Below are 14,637 nucleotides of genomic sequence, written 5' to 3' on the forward strand. Positions count from 1 at the left end.
GGCCGGGGTCGCGGTGTTACGGGGTGCCCTGGGCGGTCGCTCCGGGCGGGGCTGCGGCGTGCTCGCCCCCGACTGCGGCGTGCTCGTCCCGGGGCTACGGTGTGCTCACCCCGGGCTCCGGCGGGGTCTCCGGTCCCTCCGGCGGCTGTTTGGGCGGCCGCCCCCGGCGGGCGATCGGCCGCGCCGCCCCCGGCAGCCGGCCCGCCTCCGCGAGCGCCCGCCGCAGCAGGAACTCGATCTGCGCGTTGGCGCTGCGCAGTTCGTCGGAGGCCCAGCGGGCGAGTGCGTCGTGCACCGCGGGGTCCAGCCGCAGCAGCATCTGCTTGCGCTGCCGCGACCGGGACGCCGGTGTCCGCCGGGGAGGCGTCTGGTCGGTCACTGGTAGAGGGAGCCCGTGTTGAGGACCGGCTGGGCCGCGCGGTCACCGCACAGCACCACCATCAGATTGCTGACCATGGCGGCCTTCCGCTCGGAGTCCAGCTCCACGATGTCCTGCTCGGCGATCCGGGCCAGGGCCATCTCGACCATGCCCACCGCGCCCTCGACGATCTGCTGGCGGGCCGCGACGACCGCGCCGGCCTGCTGCCGCTGGAGCATGGCGGAGGCGATCTCGGGGGCGTACGCGAGGTGGCTGAAGCGCGACTCGATGATCAGGACGCCCGCGGCCTTCACCCGGGCGGTCAGCTCGACGGCCAGCTTCTCGGTGATCTCCTCCGCGTTGCCCCGCAGCGAGAGGCCGTCCTCCTCGTGGGCGTCGTACGGGTACTCGATGGCGATGTGCCGCACCGCCGCCTCGGTCTGGGTGGCGACGAACTCCAGGAAGTCGTCGACCTCGAAGAGCGCCTGGGCGGTGTCCTCGACCTTCCACACGACGATCGCGGCCAGCTCGATCGGGTTGCCGTAGGCGTCGTTGACCTTGAGGACGGCGGTCTCGTGGTTGCGGACGCGGGTGGAGATCTTGCGGCTGGAGGTCAGCGGGTTGATCCAGCGGAGCCCGTCGGCGCGGATGGTGCCGACGTACCGGCCGAAGAGCTGGATCACCCGGGCCTCGCCCGGAGCGACCATCTTCACACCGCTCATGCAGAAGAACGAGGCGATCACCAGGAGCACCCCGAAGATGAAGAGCGGGACGCCGACCGCGTTGTTCCCGCCGGCCCCGATCACCCCGCCGACGATGGCGAGGCCGACTCCCGCGAACACCCCGACGACGGTCAGGAGCAGACCGACGCCGCCCGGGATGGAGTGTGCGGTGACCTCCCTGACCTGGGGTGCGGGCATGTCGGGGGCGTCGATCGCGAGGTCGTCGGCCGGTGCGCCCGGGTGCTGCTTGTCGTGCTGTGCCGTCATGGGATCCCCCGTCCGGCGCGGTCTCGTGCCGCGCTATCAATGTGATTACACATTAATGGTTCTCGCAACCTTGTCCACCTCTGGGGAGTCGGTTCCTAGGGAACGGGTGCTGATTCTCACGTCCGTAAAAGACCGGATCGCTTGTCTTTTGTCCCCGTCGGCGGTGTTAGCTGGCAGGTCTGAGTGAACTGAGGAAACCGAGCGAGCCGGTCGAGCAGAGAAGCGGGAGCAACACACCAATGGGTCGAGCGGATGCGCGACGAGCCCAGGCGCGGGAGTCGCGCCGGGCCCCGAAGAGCGGCGGCATACGCAGACTCTTCACGTGGAAGAAGCTGCTGGGCGCGTTCTTCGGGATCGTCCTGCTGGGCATGGGAGCCTTCGGGGCGCTCTACGTGTACGTCGACATCCCCGCGGCCAACGCCATGGCGGAGCGGCAGAGCAACGTCTACAAGTACAGCGACGGCACGGTCCTCGCCCGGACCGGCAAGGGCGTCAACCGCCAGATCGTCGACCTGGACCAGGTGCCCAAGAAGGTCCAGCACGCCTTCGTCGCCGCCGAGAACAAGACGTTCTACGACGACGAGGGCGTCGACCTCAAGGGCACCACCCGCGCCCTCCTCAACACCGTCAGCGGCAAGGGCAAGCAGGGTGGCTCGACCATCACCCAGCAGTACGTCAAGAACTTCTACCTGACGCAGGACCCCACCGTGAGCCGCAAGCTCAAGGAACTGGTGATCTCGCTCAAGATCGACCAGGAGAAGTCCAAGGACGAGATCCTCGCCGGGTACATCAACACCGCCTACTACGGACGCGGTGCCAGCGGCATCCAGGCCGCCGCCCAGGCGTACTACGGCATCGACGCCAAGGACCTGGACGCCTCCCAGGGCGCCTACCTCGCCTCCGTCCTCCAGGCCCCCAGCCAGTACGACTGGAACTCCGCCACCGACACCGGCAAGAAGCTGGTCAAGGAGCGCTGGGCCTACACCCTGCGCAACATGGTCGAGATGAAGTGGCTGACCGAGTCCGAGAGGGCCGGCCTGGAGTTCCCCGTCCCTCAGAAGCCCAAGCCCGCCCAGGGCATGGAAGGACAGGCCGGCTACCTCGTCGAGGCCGCCAACAAGGAGCTGGAGAAGCAGGGCGTCTCCGCCGCGGACCGCGACGCCGGCGGCTGGACCTTCACCCTCACCGTCGACAAGAAGCGCCAGAAGGCCCTGGAGAAGGCGGTGGACGACCAACTGGAGTCCAAGCTCGACCGCGAGGGCAACAAGGTCGACGCCACCGTCCAGGCCGGCGCCACCTCCGTCGACCCGAAGACCGGCAAGGTCGTCGCCCTGTACGGCGGCGAGGACTACATCAAGCACTACATCAGCAACGCCACCCGCCAGGACTACCAGCCCGCCTCCACCTTCAAGCCGCTGGTGCTCGCCTCCGCCCTGGAGAACGAGTCGAAGACGCAGGACGGCAGCCTGATCGGGCTCAACACGATGTACGACGGCACCAGCAAGCGGCCCGTCGTCGGCAGCGACACCCCGTTCGCCCCGCAGAACCAGGACGACCGCAGTTACGGTCCGGTCTCCGTCCAGAAGGCCTTGAACAGCTCGGTCAACTCCGTCTTCGCGCAGATGATCGTCGACGTGACGCCCGCCGCCGTGAAGGAGACCGCGCTCGCCCTCGGCGTACCGGACAAGAACTTCCCCGAGCGCCCCGCCGTCACCCTCGGCACCATGAACGCCTCCACCTGGGACATGGCCGGCGTGTACGCCACGCTCGACAACCACGGCCGGAAGGTCACCCCGCACATCCTCCAGTCCGCCGAGCACCGCGACCGCACGGTGAACGCCGAGAAGCCCAAGCGGGAGCAGGCCATCAGCCGCGCCTCGGCCGACACCGTGACCAAGGGGCTCGCCGGGGTCGTCGACGCCGGTTCCGGGGGAGCGGCCAACAGCCCCGCCTACGACGCGGCGGCCAAGACCGGCACCTCCGAGGACAACAAGTCGGCCTGGTTCGCCGGGTACACCCCGGAGCTGAGCACGGTCGTGGCCCTCTTCGGCGAGGGTGACGGCGGCCGCAAGCAGGTCTCCCTGACCGGTACGGCCAACTCCGGCCGCGCCAGCGGCAGCGGCTTCCCGGCCAGGATCTGGGCCGACTACACCCTCGGCGCCCTCGGCGGCGGGTCCGGCAAGACGTTCGACCTCCAGGACGTGGAGCGCGGCGAGGTGCCCGCCCCGCCGACGCCGTCCGACACCCCCTCCGAGGACCCCACCCCGTCCGAGGACCCGACCCCGTCGGACACGCCCTCCGAGGAGACGCCCAGCGGGACGCCCAGCGACACCCCGTCGTCGACGCCGCCGCCCCCGCCCAGCACCACGCCCAGCACCACGCCCCCCACGACCCCGGAGATCCCGCCCCAGCCCGGCGAGGACGACGGACAGCCGGGCGAACGGCCGGGCGGCAACGGACTGCTCGGAGAGTGAGCCACTGACGGTATGACGTCATGCGTGTGGGGCGGGCCTCCGGGCCCGCCCCACACGCATATCGTCGGCCGACTCGCGGCGGAGGCGGCTATGGGGCCCGGGTCGCCATCTCGAACCAGACGACCTTGCCCGTCGAGAGACGCGTCGCCCCCCACCGCCGGGCCAGCCGGTTGACCAGGAACAGCCCGCGTCCGCCCTCGTCCGTCTCCCGCGCCCGGCGCTGCCGGGGCAGCTGCGGCGAGTCGTCGCCGACCTCGCAGCGCAGGACATCGGTCCGCAGCAGCCGCAGCGTCACCGGACGCTCCGCATAGCGCACCGCGTTGGTGACGACCTCGCTGACCAGCAGCTCCACCTCGTCGGCCAGGTCGTCAAGACCCCAGCGACTCAGCGCCCGCCGGGCCAGCCTGCGGGCCCGGCCCGGAGCCGCGTCCTCCGGCTCCAGGTACCAGTACGCCACGTCGCTCGGCGCGATCCCGTCGAAGCGGGCGGCGAGCAGCGCGATGTCGTCGTCCCGGTCACCCGGGCCGAGCATGTCCAGCACATCGTCGCAGAGGGCCTCCAGCGGCGGCGAGTGGTCCGCCCCGGTGAGCTGCGCGGTCGCCGCGAGGCGCTCCCGCAGCTGCTCGATGCCCGTCCACACGTCCCGCAGCCGCGACTCCACCAGACCGTCGGTGTAGAGGAGCAGCGTAGCGCCGGCCGGGGCGTCCAGCTCGACGGCCTCGAAGTCGACGCCGCCCACCCCGATCGGGGCGCCCGGCGGCACCACCAGCACCTCGGCCCGCCCGCCCAGGTGCAGCAGCACGGGCGGCGGGTGTCCGGCGTTGGCGATGGTGATCCGGTGCGCGACCGGATCGTAGACCGCGTACAGGCAGGTCGCCATCCGGTCGCTGCCCAGGCGCTGCGCCTGCTCGTCCAGGTGGTGCAGGACCTCCTGCGGCGGCAGGTCGAGCTGCGCCAGGGTCTGCGCCGTCGTCCGGAGCTGGCCCATGATCGCCGCCGACGTCATGGAGTGGCCCATCACATCGCCGACGACCAGCGCGACCCGGCTGCCGGGCAGCGGGATCGCGTCGTACCAGTCGCCGCCGACCCGGGCCGTCTCGGCCGCCGGGAGGTAGCGCGAGGCGAGCCGGACGCCGGTGGGCTGGGGGAGCGAGTCGGGCAGCATCGTGCGCTGCAGCTCGTCGGCGATGTAGGCCTCGCGCCCGTACAGCACGGCCTTGTCGATGCCGAGCGCGGTGTGCGTCGCCAACTGCGCCGCGACCAGCAGATCGCTGGCCTCGAACGGGGTGCGCTCGGTGCCGCGCACGAACACCGCGGCCCCGATGACCCGGCGCCGGCCGCGCAGCGGGGCGAGGATCGCCCGGTGCCCGGTGGGGACGGACCGGCCGGGGCCGAGCAGCTCCGGCAGGGCGGCCCGGGCCGCCGCGGAGTCGCCGAAGACCGGCCGCACCCCGCGCAGCACCTCGGCCAGCGCACCGCCCGCCCGCACCTCGCACAGCTCGGCGGCGGGCATCAGGTCGGCCTGCGGGTCGAGGATCAGCGGTCGCAGCCGCTCGGTCTCGGAGCCGGACGTCTCGCCGCCCTCCTCACCGCTGACGCGCAGCCGGTCGCTGCGGCGCAGCCGCAGGACGAACGGGCTCACCGGGCGCTCGTCGCCCACCGGGAGCGGGTCGCGCAGATAGACGAGGATCGCGTCGGAGAACGTCGGCACGCTGGCCCGGCACAGCCCGAGGACGATCTCGTCCAGATCTATGCCCCGGGCGATCCGCCGGGTCGCCGCGCCGACGAAGCGCAGCCGGTCGCCCTCGCGGCGGGTGGCCGCCTGCGCCTCGGAGACGGCGGCCGCTCCTGGACCCGGGTTCGGCGCGGCGGCCGGAGCCGGGACCGCCGCGGCGGCGGCCGCGGCCGCGGCGTCCTGCTGCCGGGGCCGGGTGCGCTCCTGCTGCCGGGCCGCCAGAGGCTGCCGGCCTTCGTGGGAGGTGGGGTGCTCCGTCACGCGTGGGATTCCGTCCGTCCGGGCCGGTTGTATGAGGCAGTCACCTCGTGGGGCGCTACTGTGCCCCGGCAAGCGCGGGAAGAACAACGGCTGTCACCGGATGCCCCCGATGAAGGGGCCGAAACCGAGCGCCCCGGAGATGGCCGACGGGCGACCCCTCCGGCGGCGGACGCGGCGAGAGGGCAGCGGACAGCGTGCACGTCTCCACCCCCTCGTAGTGGCTCCCGCGACCGAGCGGAACGTCCGGGTCCGTGGCCCGTCCCTCCGCACGACCGGTGTGGTGACTTGTGGTCAGTTCCGGTGTGGCGCCCGCTGGTTGCGGCGATCAGCCCTCCGTGCGCCCGGACCTGCCGACCGGACCGCCCGAAGGGTCTCTCCAGGGTCTCACGACGGCATACGGGCAGGGGTGCGGTCCCAGTCATCCGGCAGCGGCGGCACCTGCCACCGCGGATCGGGCCGCCAGTGCTCCCAGCCGTCCCGGAATGGAGCCCCCCACCCGGTGATCACCTCGACCGCCGCGCGGCCCGCCTCCCGGACCCGGGCCGCGGTCTCCGGGTCCATCAGACCGACGCGCTGAGCCTGGGCGAACTCGTCCTCGTCGAGCCATTTCCAGCTCCGGTCGGGGTTCACGGAGATGTCGAGAAAGTGATCCTCGGAATCCACCCCTCCGGACCACCGGGTCCGGGGCTCCTCCAGGTTCACGTACCAGTTGCGGAACATCCAGCCCCGGTCCCAGAACAGCCACACCGACCACGGGTCCCCGGGCCTGGCCAGCTTCAGCACCCCGGAGCCGAACCAGGTCGAGCGGGCCGTGGTGCGCGGCGCGGTGTAGCGGGTGGCCAGCGGCTCGGCGTGCACCTGGGTGCCGTCGGCCAGCACCGGCCGCACGCATTCGGTGCCGGGCGCCATCCAGACGGCGAGCAGCTCGTCGGTGTCCTGGACGACGGTCACCGGACGGCAGATGTGCACGGGCGGGACGCCGGCCGCCCGGTGGGCCCGGCCGTTGTCGCGGTAGCGCCAGAGGATCTGGTCCCCCGGCGCCCAGCGTGCGCACTCTCCCGTACCTGTCATGGATAGATCTTACGGAGCGCTCCCACCGGCCCGCTGCGACTCAGATCACCCGGCCCCCGATCCGCCGGACGCCCTCGGGCCTCACGTGGCGCTCCCGGACGGCACCGGGACCCCCTCGGGTGTCACCGGGCGTCCCGCCCCCGCTCACGGACGCGTCATCCGCAGCACGTCCAGCGCCTCGTCGAGCTGCTCCATCGTCAGGTCGCCGCGCTCGACGTAGCCCGAGGCCAGGACCGTCTCGCGGATCGTCGTCCCGTCCTTCAGGGACTTCTTGGCGACCTTCGCCGCCTCCTCGTAGCCGATGTACTTGTTGAGCGGGGTCACCACGGACGGTGAGGACTCGGCATAGGCGCGGGCCCGCTCCACGTCGGCGGTGATGCCGTCGACCGTACGGTCCGCGAGCAGCCGGGAAGCGCCTGCCAGCAGCCGTACGGACTCCAGCAGGTTCTTCGCGATGACCGGGAGCATCACGTTCAGCTCGAAGTTGCCCGCCGCGCCGGCGGTGGCGACCGTCGCGTCGTTGCCCGTGACCTGGGCGGCGACCATCAGGACCGCCTCCGGGATCACCGGGTTGACCTTGCCCGGCATGATGGAGGAGCCCGGCTGGAGGTCGGGCAGCGCGATCTCGGCGAGGCCGGTGCGCGGACCCGACGCCATCCACCGCAGATCGTTGCAGATCTTGGTCAGGGACACGGCGATGGTCCGCAGCTGGCCGGAGGTCTCCACGAGCCCGTCCCGCGCGCCCTGCGCCTCGAAGTGGTCGCGGGCCTCGGTGAGCGGCAACCCCGTGGCGTCCGCGACCTCCGCGATCACGGCGGCGGAGAAGCCGGGCGGGGTGTTGATGCCGGTGCCCACCGCCGTACCGCCCAGGGGGAGTTCGGCGAGCCGGGGGAGGGAGGCGCGCAGCCGCTCCACGCCGTAGCGGATCTGGGCCGCGTAGCCGCCGAACTCCTGGCCGAGGGTGACCGGGGTGGCGTCCATCAGATGCGTACGGCCGGACTTCACGACCTCCGCGAATTCGGCCGATTTCCGCCCCAGGGATTCCGCCAGGTGGTCCAGGGCGGGGATCAGGTCGGCGGTGACGGCGGCGGTGGCGGCGATGTGGATGGAGGACGGGAAGACGTCGTTGGACGACTGGGAGGCGTTCACATGGTCGTTGGGGTGGACCCCGCGGCCGAGGCGCTCGGTGGCGAGGGTGGCGATCACCTCGTTGGTGTTCATGTTCGACGAGGTGCCCGAACCCGTCTGGAACACGTCGACCGGGAAGTGCTCGTCCCAGCGGCCCGAAGCGACCTCGGCGGCGGCCTCCTGGATCGCGGCGGCGATGTCCGGATCCAGTACCTTCAGCTCGGCGTTGACCTTGGCCGCCGCCCCCTTGATCCGGGCCAGCGCCTCGATGTGCGCCCGCTCCAGACGCTGCCCGGAGATGGGGAAGTTCTCCACCGCCCGCTGGGTCTGGGCGCGCCACTTGGCGCCCGCGGGGACCTTCACCTCACCCATCGAGTCGTGCTCGATCCGGAACCCGCTGCCCTCGGGCATGTCACCTGACGTGTCGACCATGGTGTTTAAACCTCCTGAAAAAGATGAGCACTTCTCTTGTTCCATGTATTCCCAAGTCGCCTACCGACCAGTAAATACCGGGGGTAACCACTACCGGGAGGCGCAATGAGGCGCACCAGCACCAGACTTCGAGGGCTCGGAAGCCTTCGCCGGCTCCGCTGTACGGTCGCGGCCGCCGTCGCTCTCGCGGCCGCCGTCGGCGGTATGGCCGCCGCCGGACCCGCGGGCGCGACGGAGTCGGGTACCAGCTCTATCGCATCCACTCCTCTCCCGCCCGCGCTGGAAGCCGTCCGGGCCGCCGAGGCCACCCAGCTGTACGGGAGCCCCGCCGAGCGGCCGCTCGGCGACCGCAGGACCGGGCTGATCTCGCTCGGCGACAGCGAGATCTCCGGCGAGGGTGTCGGCACCTACGACCCCGGCACCAACGGGCCGGACAACTGGTGCCACCGCTCACCGGACGCCGCCATCCACCGCACGGGCATCGCGGCGGACGTCACGTACAACGTCTCGTGTTCCGGCGCCTATACCGGAAACATCAGAATCGGCGGAAACAAGCAGTACGCCGACGAGCTCGTGCAGAGCGACAGCCTTGCGATCAAGGCCCGCAACACCCGGATCAAGATGATCGTCCTGGTCGCCGGGGCCAACGACGACCTCCAGTTCGGCCCGGTCATGACCGACTGCGTGGTCCGCTACATCAGCCTCCAGGGGCCCTGCGAGCCGAAGTACGCGGGCGGCTGGCAGGCCCGCGTCGACGCCCTGGTCCCCAAGGTCGAGCAGACCGTCCGCGACCTGCGCACCGTCATGACGGACGCCGGATACGGAGACAACGACTACAAGCTCGTCCTGATGGGCTACCCCAGCCCGATCGGCCCGGACTTCCGCGACAACCCGAAGTTCCCCGGCAAGCTCGTCTGCGGAGGACTCGGCTACGACTCCGACACCGCCTGGGGCCGCGACACCGCCGTGCCCGCCTTCCAGGTCGGCATGCGCAAGGCCGCCACCGCCACCGGAGCCACCTATCTCGACAACTCGCGGCTCTTCCACGGCCACGAGGTCTGCACCGAGAACACCTGGGCGCGCGGGCTGTTCATCGACGTGAGCAAGCCGGGACTGCCCGACGAGAACTCCGTCCGGCAGTCCTTCCACCCCAACGCGGCCGGCCACCGGGCCTTCGCCTCCTGCCTCACCCAGCTGTACGACTCCGGGCTGCGCGAGGCGAGCTGCGCCGACCCGGCGAGCACGGGGAACCCGGTCCTGACGGGAGCGGCCTTCGACGACCTGTTCGCCCCGCTGAGGAACGAGGCGACCGGGGCCTGTGTGGACGTGCCCGCCTCGGTCACCCGTAACGGCACGGCGATCGGCGGCTGGGACTGCCACGGCGGGCGCAACCAGAGCTGGTGGTACGACGCCGGCACGCAGACGGCTCGCACCGCGCTCAGCCACGACCGCTGCCTGGACGTGCCCGGCGCCAGGTACGACACCGGCGCCACGCTCGTCGTGTGGGACTGCTCGGGCGCGGCCAACCAGAAGTTCGTCCGGCAGGCGGGCACCGTCCGCCCGGCCGCCGCGACCGGTCTGTGTCTGACGCTGGCGGGGGCCAAGGACCCGCTCAAGCTCCAGACGTGCGACGGCGGCGCGAACCAGCGTTTCGTGTAGCCACTGTGCGCGAGGGGGCGACCGGCGCGGTGCGGTCGCCCCCTCGCCCTGCCTCCATCGTCGTGCCTCCCTCACCCCGCCTCCCTCGTCGTGCCCCCCAGTCATGCCCTTCGTCATGTCCCCTCTCACGCCTCCCGGGCCAGCGCTTCGGACAGCGCTCCCAGCGTCGGCGTCAGATACAGCTGCCGCAGCGGGATGCCGGGCAGCCCGCGTTCCCGGGCGAGGGTGCCGATCCGGATCGCGTACAGCGAATTGCCGCCCAGGTCCCAGAAGTCGTCGTCCGGGCCGATCTCCTCGACGCCGAGGACATCCCGCCAGATACCGGCGAGGACGCCGGCGGGGGTGGGCGCGGTCTCGCGGGGCGGTGCGGCAGGGGGCCGGCGCGCTCCGGGCGGGGGCAGCCGGGCCGGGTCCAGCTTGCCGTTCGCGGTGAGGGGGAGGGCCGGCAGCACGGTCACCGTCGTGGGCACCATGTGCGGGGGGAGGAGCCGGGCCGCCCGTTCCCGTACGGGCCCGGCGTCCTCGTCCGCTCCCGTGGCCGGGACCACGTACGCGTCGATCCGCACGGCCGCCGCGTCCCCGCCCCCGCCGCCCGTCACGGTGACCGCGGCCGCCGACACCGCCGGGTCCTCCAGCAGGACGTGCCGGATCTCGCCCGGCTCGATCCGGAAGCCCCGCACCTTCACCTGGTCGTCGATCCGGCCCAGGTGCTCCAGCGTGCCGTCGGGCAGCAGCCGCCCCAGGTCGCCGCTGCGGTAGAGCCGCCCGGCCGGGTCCAGGGGGTCCGGGACGAAGCGTTCGGCGGTCAGGGCGGGCCGGCCCAGATAGCCCAGGGCCACGCCCGCCCCGCCCACATGGATCTCGCCGGGCGCACCCGGCGGCACCGGCCGCCCGTACGCGTCCAGGACCCGGACCGTCCAGCCCGGCAGGGGCCGTCCCACCGACCGGGAACCGGCGAGCGCCTCGCGGCGGGTCACCGTGGCCGCCGTGACATGGACGGTGGTCTCGGTGATCCCGTACATGTTGACCAGCCGGCAGCGGTCCTCCGGGTGCCGGTCGAACCAGCCCAGCAGCGGGCGGGTGTCCAGCGGCTCGCCGCCCAGCACCACCAGCCGCAGGGCGGACAGGTCACCGCCCGTCCGTTCGGCAGCCGCGAGCTGGGTGAACGCCGACGGGGTCTGGCTCAGCACGCTCACCCGTTCCCGGACGAGCAGCGCGTGGAAGTCCTCCGGCGAGCGCGAGGTCCAGTGGTCCACGAGGACCAGCCGGCCGCCCGTCAGCAGCGCCCCCCAGACCTCCCACACCGAGAAGTCGAACGCCGCCGAGTGGAAGCACGTCCAGGTGTCGTCGGGGGAGAGGCCGAAGTCGTCGCGGACGGCGTCGACCAGGGCCGTGACGTTGGCGTGCGGGACGAGGACCCCCTTGGGGCGGCCGGTCGAGCCCGAGGTGTGGATGACGTAGGCGGGGGCGCCGCCCTCCCGCCGTTCCGCGGCGGGGCGGGGCGGGTGGCCGGTCAGGGCGGCCGGGTCCTCGACGGTCAGCCGGACCCCCGCGTCCTTCGCGGTGCGCTCCCGCCGGTCCGCCGGATGCTCCGGATCCAGCGGTACGTAGACCGCGTCCGCCTTCAGGACGCCGAGCATCACCGCCACCAGGTCGGCTCCGCGGGGGAGGCAGAGCCCCACGAGATCGCCCGGGCGGACACCGTGGGCGTACAGGCCGTCGGCGAACTCCTCGGCCCGGGAGTCCAGTTCGGCGTACGAGAGGGTGGCAGGCCCGGCGGTGAGCGCGGGGGCGTCCGGGCGGGCGGTCGCCTGGGCGGCGAAGGCCTCGTCGATGCGGAGGGCGGCGGGGGCCTCGTCGACGCGGAGGGCGGCGGGGGCCTCGTCGACGCGGAGGGCGGCGGGGGCCCTTCGTGGTGAGCCTGCGGTCAGTTGTGCCACCGACTCCGCCCTGCTCAGCGGATCCAGGAACCGGAGCGGGGTGTTGGGCGCACCGCTCGTCAACTGCTGCCTTACGCGCTCCACTTGACTCGCCGGTACGGAGGGTGCGTCCGGACCGGTCGGCAGCGTGGCGGGTCCGTCCCCGTCGCCCGCCACCAGCATCAGCGCGGGGGGACTGTCGCCCTCGGCCGGGGAGGCCGGCTCCGTGGCGAGCAGGTCCGCGACCGTGCGCCCCGGGGACAGGTCCGCCGTGAACACCGCGTACCCGTCGAGCGCCCCCAGCGCGTAGGGGGGCCGGTCCCGGGCCGGTGCGGGGACGGCGACGCGCACCGAGGCCGCGCCCGTGTACCGCCCGGCGGTGAGCGCGAGCGCGGCGGCGAGGCTCCGGGTCTCCCCGTCCATGCGCGGGTCCGGGGGGAGCGGCCCGTCGTGCGGCGTCACCGCGTCCAGCGGCACCTCGCCCAGCAGCACCCGCGCGACGATCCGCAACGACCGGGTGTCCAGCGCGGCTCCGTCGGCGGTCAGGACGAGGTCGGCGGGGTGCTCGCCCGCGTACCGCAGCAGCACCGCGCGCAGCCGGTGTCCGGGCGCGACCGGGCGGCGGGCCTCGGCCGCGCGCCGCCGGGCGGCGGCGTCGGAGCCGGCCGGGGCGGGCACGGTCTCCGTCCACAGCCGGGGGCGGCGCTCCCCGGGCCACCACAGTTCCGCCGCCGTGGCGAGGCCGGCGGCGAGCGCGGTGTCGGTGACGGTCGGCGGCAGGGGGACCGTCAGGGTGTGATGGGCAGGCGGCACGTGCACAACTCCTCGTCCACAGAGGGGGATACGGTGATACCGGCGGTCAGCGGACGGTCAGCGGGCGGTGAAACCGCCGTCCACGGTCACCACACTGCCGGTCACCTGCCGGGACTCGTCCGATGCCAGCCAGAGCACCGCGTTCGCCACATCGTCCGGCTCCACCAGCGCGTTCATCGGCTGGTCCCGGACGAACGCGGCCCCGTGCTCCGCGACCGGGACCTCCAGCGAGCGGGCGATCTCCGCCAGCATCCGGCCCTCCATCGCCTCGTCGTCCCGCACCGAGCCCGGACACACGGCGTTGACCCGGACCTTCCGGGGCGCGTAGTCCAGGGCCACCGCCTTCGTCAGGCCGACGAGGCCGTGCTTGGCCGCGACGTACCCCGCGAAGTGCCGGTAGCCCACCAGGCCCGCCGTCGAGGCGATGTTGACGATCGAGCCGGACCCCTGAGCGACCATCCGGCCACCGACCGCGCGGATCGCCCGCCACGCACCGCCCAGATCCACATCGATCATCAGCTGCCACTCGGCCTCGGTGATCTCGTGCGCCGGGCGGCCCGAAGGGGCGGCGATGCCCGCGTTGTTGACCAGGACGTCGATCCGCCCGAAGCGCTCCTCGGCCGCCTCCGCCGCCGACTCCAGCGCCGCCAGGTCCCGGACGTCGGCCTGCCGGGTCAGTACGGCGGACCCCGCCTCGCGGCAGAGCCGCCCGGTGTGCGCGAGCTGCGAGGCGGAACCGAGCGGATACGGCACCCCGGGCAACTCGCCCGCCACGTCCAGCAGTACCAGGTCCGCACCCTGGCGGGCGAAGGCCAGGGCACAGGCCCGGCCGAGACCGCGCGCCGCTCCCGTGATCAGCGCCGTCCGCCCGGCGAGCCGGGCCCCGCCCCCGGCCGCAGGCCCCGCACCACCGCTGCCGGTCACGCTCCCCGCACCACCGCCGTCGGCCGCACGCTCGGCACCAAAGCCGCCCGCCGCAGGCCCCGCACCACCACCACCGCCGTCGGCAACCGGCCCCGGTCGGCCGCCGTCGTCGCCGCCCGTCACCGGCCCCTCGCCGCCCGCACCTCGGCGGCCACCAGCTCCAGCAGCTCGCCCGGCCGCTCGGTGAGATACATGTGCCCGCCGGCCGGCTCGGCCACCGTGAGCTTCCCCGTCGTCACCCGGCCCCACTCGGCCGCCTCCGCCGCCCCGACCAGGGTGTCCTCCCGCCCCCGAACGGAGATGACCGGGACACCCAACGGGCTGTCCGTGGACGGCACATACGTCTCGTGGAGCCGGACGTCGGCCCGCAGCGTCGGCAGCAGCAGCTCCCGCATCTCCGGGTCGGCCAGCGCCGGGTGGTCGTACCCGGCGAACGCCCGGACCCGGGCGGCGAACTCCTCGTCCGGCAGCCCGTCAGCCCGGTCCGTGCGCGGCGTCCAGGGGCCGGGCGCACCGCTGACCACGAGCGCGGACAGGCGGATCGGCCCGCCCGACCGCTCGATCCGGTGCGCCAGTTCGTACGCGAGGACCGCGCCCATGCTGTGCCCGAACAGCACGACCGGGCCGCCGCTCCCGTCCCCTTCACTCCTTTCACCGAGGACCGCCGTCACCTGCGCGTACGCGTCGTCGACGGCCGGGGCCGCTGAGGTGTGGGCGGGCTCGGGGAACCGCTTCTCGCGCCCCGGCAGCGACACCGGGAGGATCCGCAGACCCTCCGGGGCCAGCTTCTGCCAGGGAGTGAAGAAGGAGGGACCCGCCCCGGCGAAGGGCAGGCAGATGAGGACGGTCTCGTCGTCGGCCACGGTCGTTCCTG

General features: G+C 73.0%; 10 protein-coding genes. 2 read left to right on the forward strand and 8 right to left on the reverse strand.

The window, feature by feature from the left end:
* Positions 1–94: 94 nt before the first annotated feature.
* On the reverse strand, positions 95–379 hold the full coding sequence (locus tag AB0F29_RS21610) for a hypothetical protein (RefSeq protein ID WP_361874297.1): 285 nt from the start codon (positions 377–379) through the stop codon (positions 95–97).
* On the reverse strand, positions 376–1,347 hold the full coding sequence (locus AB0F29_RS21615) for an SPFH domain-containing protein (protein ID WP_361874299.1): 972 nt from the start codon (positions 1,345–1,347) through the stop codon (positions 376–378). The genes AB0F29_RS21610 and AB0F29_RS21615 overlap by 4 nt, the downstream gene beginning before the upstream one ends.
* 239 nt (positions 1,348–1,586) lie before the next feature.
* On the opposite strand from AB0F29_RS21615, the gene AB0F29_RS21620 reads away from it, so the two are divergent.
* Positions 1,587–3,821: a transglycosylase domain-containing protein gene (locus AB0F29_RS21620; protein WP_361874301.1), complete on the forward strand. Its 2,235-nt coding sequence runs from the start codon at positions 1,587–1,589 to the stop codon at positions 3,819–3,821.
* 88 nt (positions 3,822–3,909) lie between these two features.
* Here AB0F29_RS21620 and AB0F29_RS21625 read toward each other — a convergent pair whose 3' ends face one another.
* The 3 genes from AB0F29_RS21625 to AB0F29_RS21635 form a co-directional block, all read right to left on the reverse strand.
* Complete coding sequence (locus AB0F29_RS21625) at positions 3,910–5,817, reverse strand: ATP-binding SpoIIE family protein phosphatase (protein ID WP_361874303.1); 1,908 nt, start codon at positions 5,815–5,817, stop codon at positions 3,910–3,912.
* Positions 5,818–6,201: 384 nt separating this feature from the next.
* On the reverse strand, positions 6,202–6,888 hold the full coding sequence (locus AB0F29_RS21630) for a DUF402 domain-containing protein (protein ID WP_361874305.1): 687 nt from the start codon (positions 6,886–6,888) through the stop codon (positions 6,202–6,204).
* Between the two features lie 144 nt (positions 6,889–7,032).
* Complete coding sequence (locus AB0F29_RS21635; RefSeq protein ID WP_361874307.1) at positions 7,033–8,448, reverse strand: class II fumarate hydratase; 1,416 nt, start codon at positions 8,446–8,448, stop codon at positions 7,033–7,035.
* A 105-nt stretch (positions 8,449–8,553) separates the two neighbouring features.
* Between AB0F29_RS21635 and AB0F29_RS21640 the strand changes: the two genes are divergently transcribed.
* The gene (locus AB0F29_RS21640; protein ID WP_361874309.1) at positions 8,554–10,107 is read left to right on the forward strand and encodes a ricin-type beta-trefoil lectin domain protein; all 1,554 of its coding nucleotides are present in this window, start codon (positions 8,554–8,556) and stop codon (positions 10,105–10,107) included.
* A 125-nt stretch (positions 10,108–10,232) separates the two neighbouring features.
* On the opposite strand, the gene AB0F29_RS21645 is transcribed toward AB0F29_RS21640, so the two are convergent.
* The 3 genes from AB0F29_RS21645 to AB0F29_RS21655 form a co-directional block, all read right to left on the reverse strand.
* Positions 10,233–12,839: an amino acid adenylation domain-containing protein gene (locus AB0F29_RS21645; RefSeq protein WP_361874311.1), complete on the reverse strand. Its 2,607-nt coding sequence runs from the start codon at positions 12,837–12,839 to the stop codon at positions 10,233–10,235.
* A 57-nt stretch (positions 12,840–12,896) separates the two neighbouring features.
* Positions 12,897–13,763 carry an SDR family oxidoreductase gene (locus AB0F29_RS21650; protein WP_361874313.1) on the reverse strand — a complete coding sequence of 289 codons (867 nt, stop codon included), beginning with the start codon at positions 13,761–13,763 and terminating at the stop codon, positions 12,897–12,899.
* A gap of 119 nt (positions 13,764–13,882) precedes the next feature.
* Entirely contained in the window at positions 13,883–14,626 is a 744-nt protein-coding gene (locus AB0F29_RS21655) for an alpha/beta fold hydrolase (RefSeq protein WP_361874315.1), read from the reverse strand.
* Positions 14,627–14,637: the final 11 nt, after the last annotated feature.

The sequence above is a fragment of the Streptomyces sp. NPDC026589 genome, from assembly GCF_040638385.1.
GTDB lineage: Bacteria > Actinomycetota > Actinomycetes > Streptomycetales > Streptomycetaceae > Streptomyces.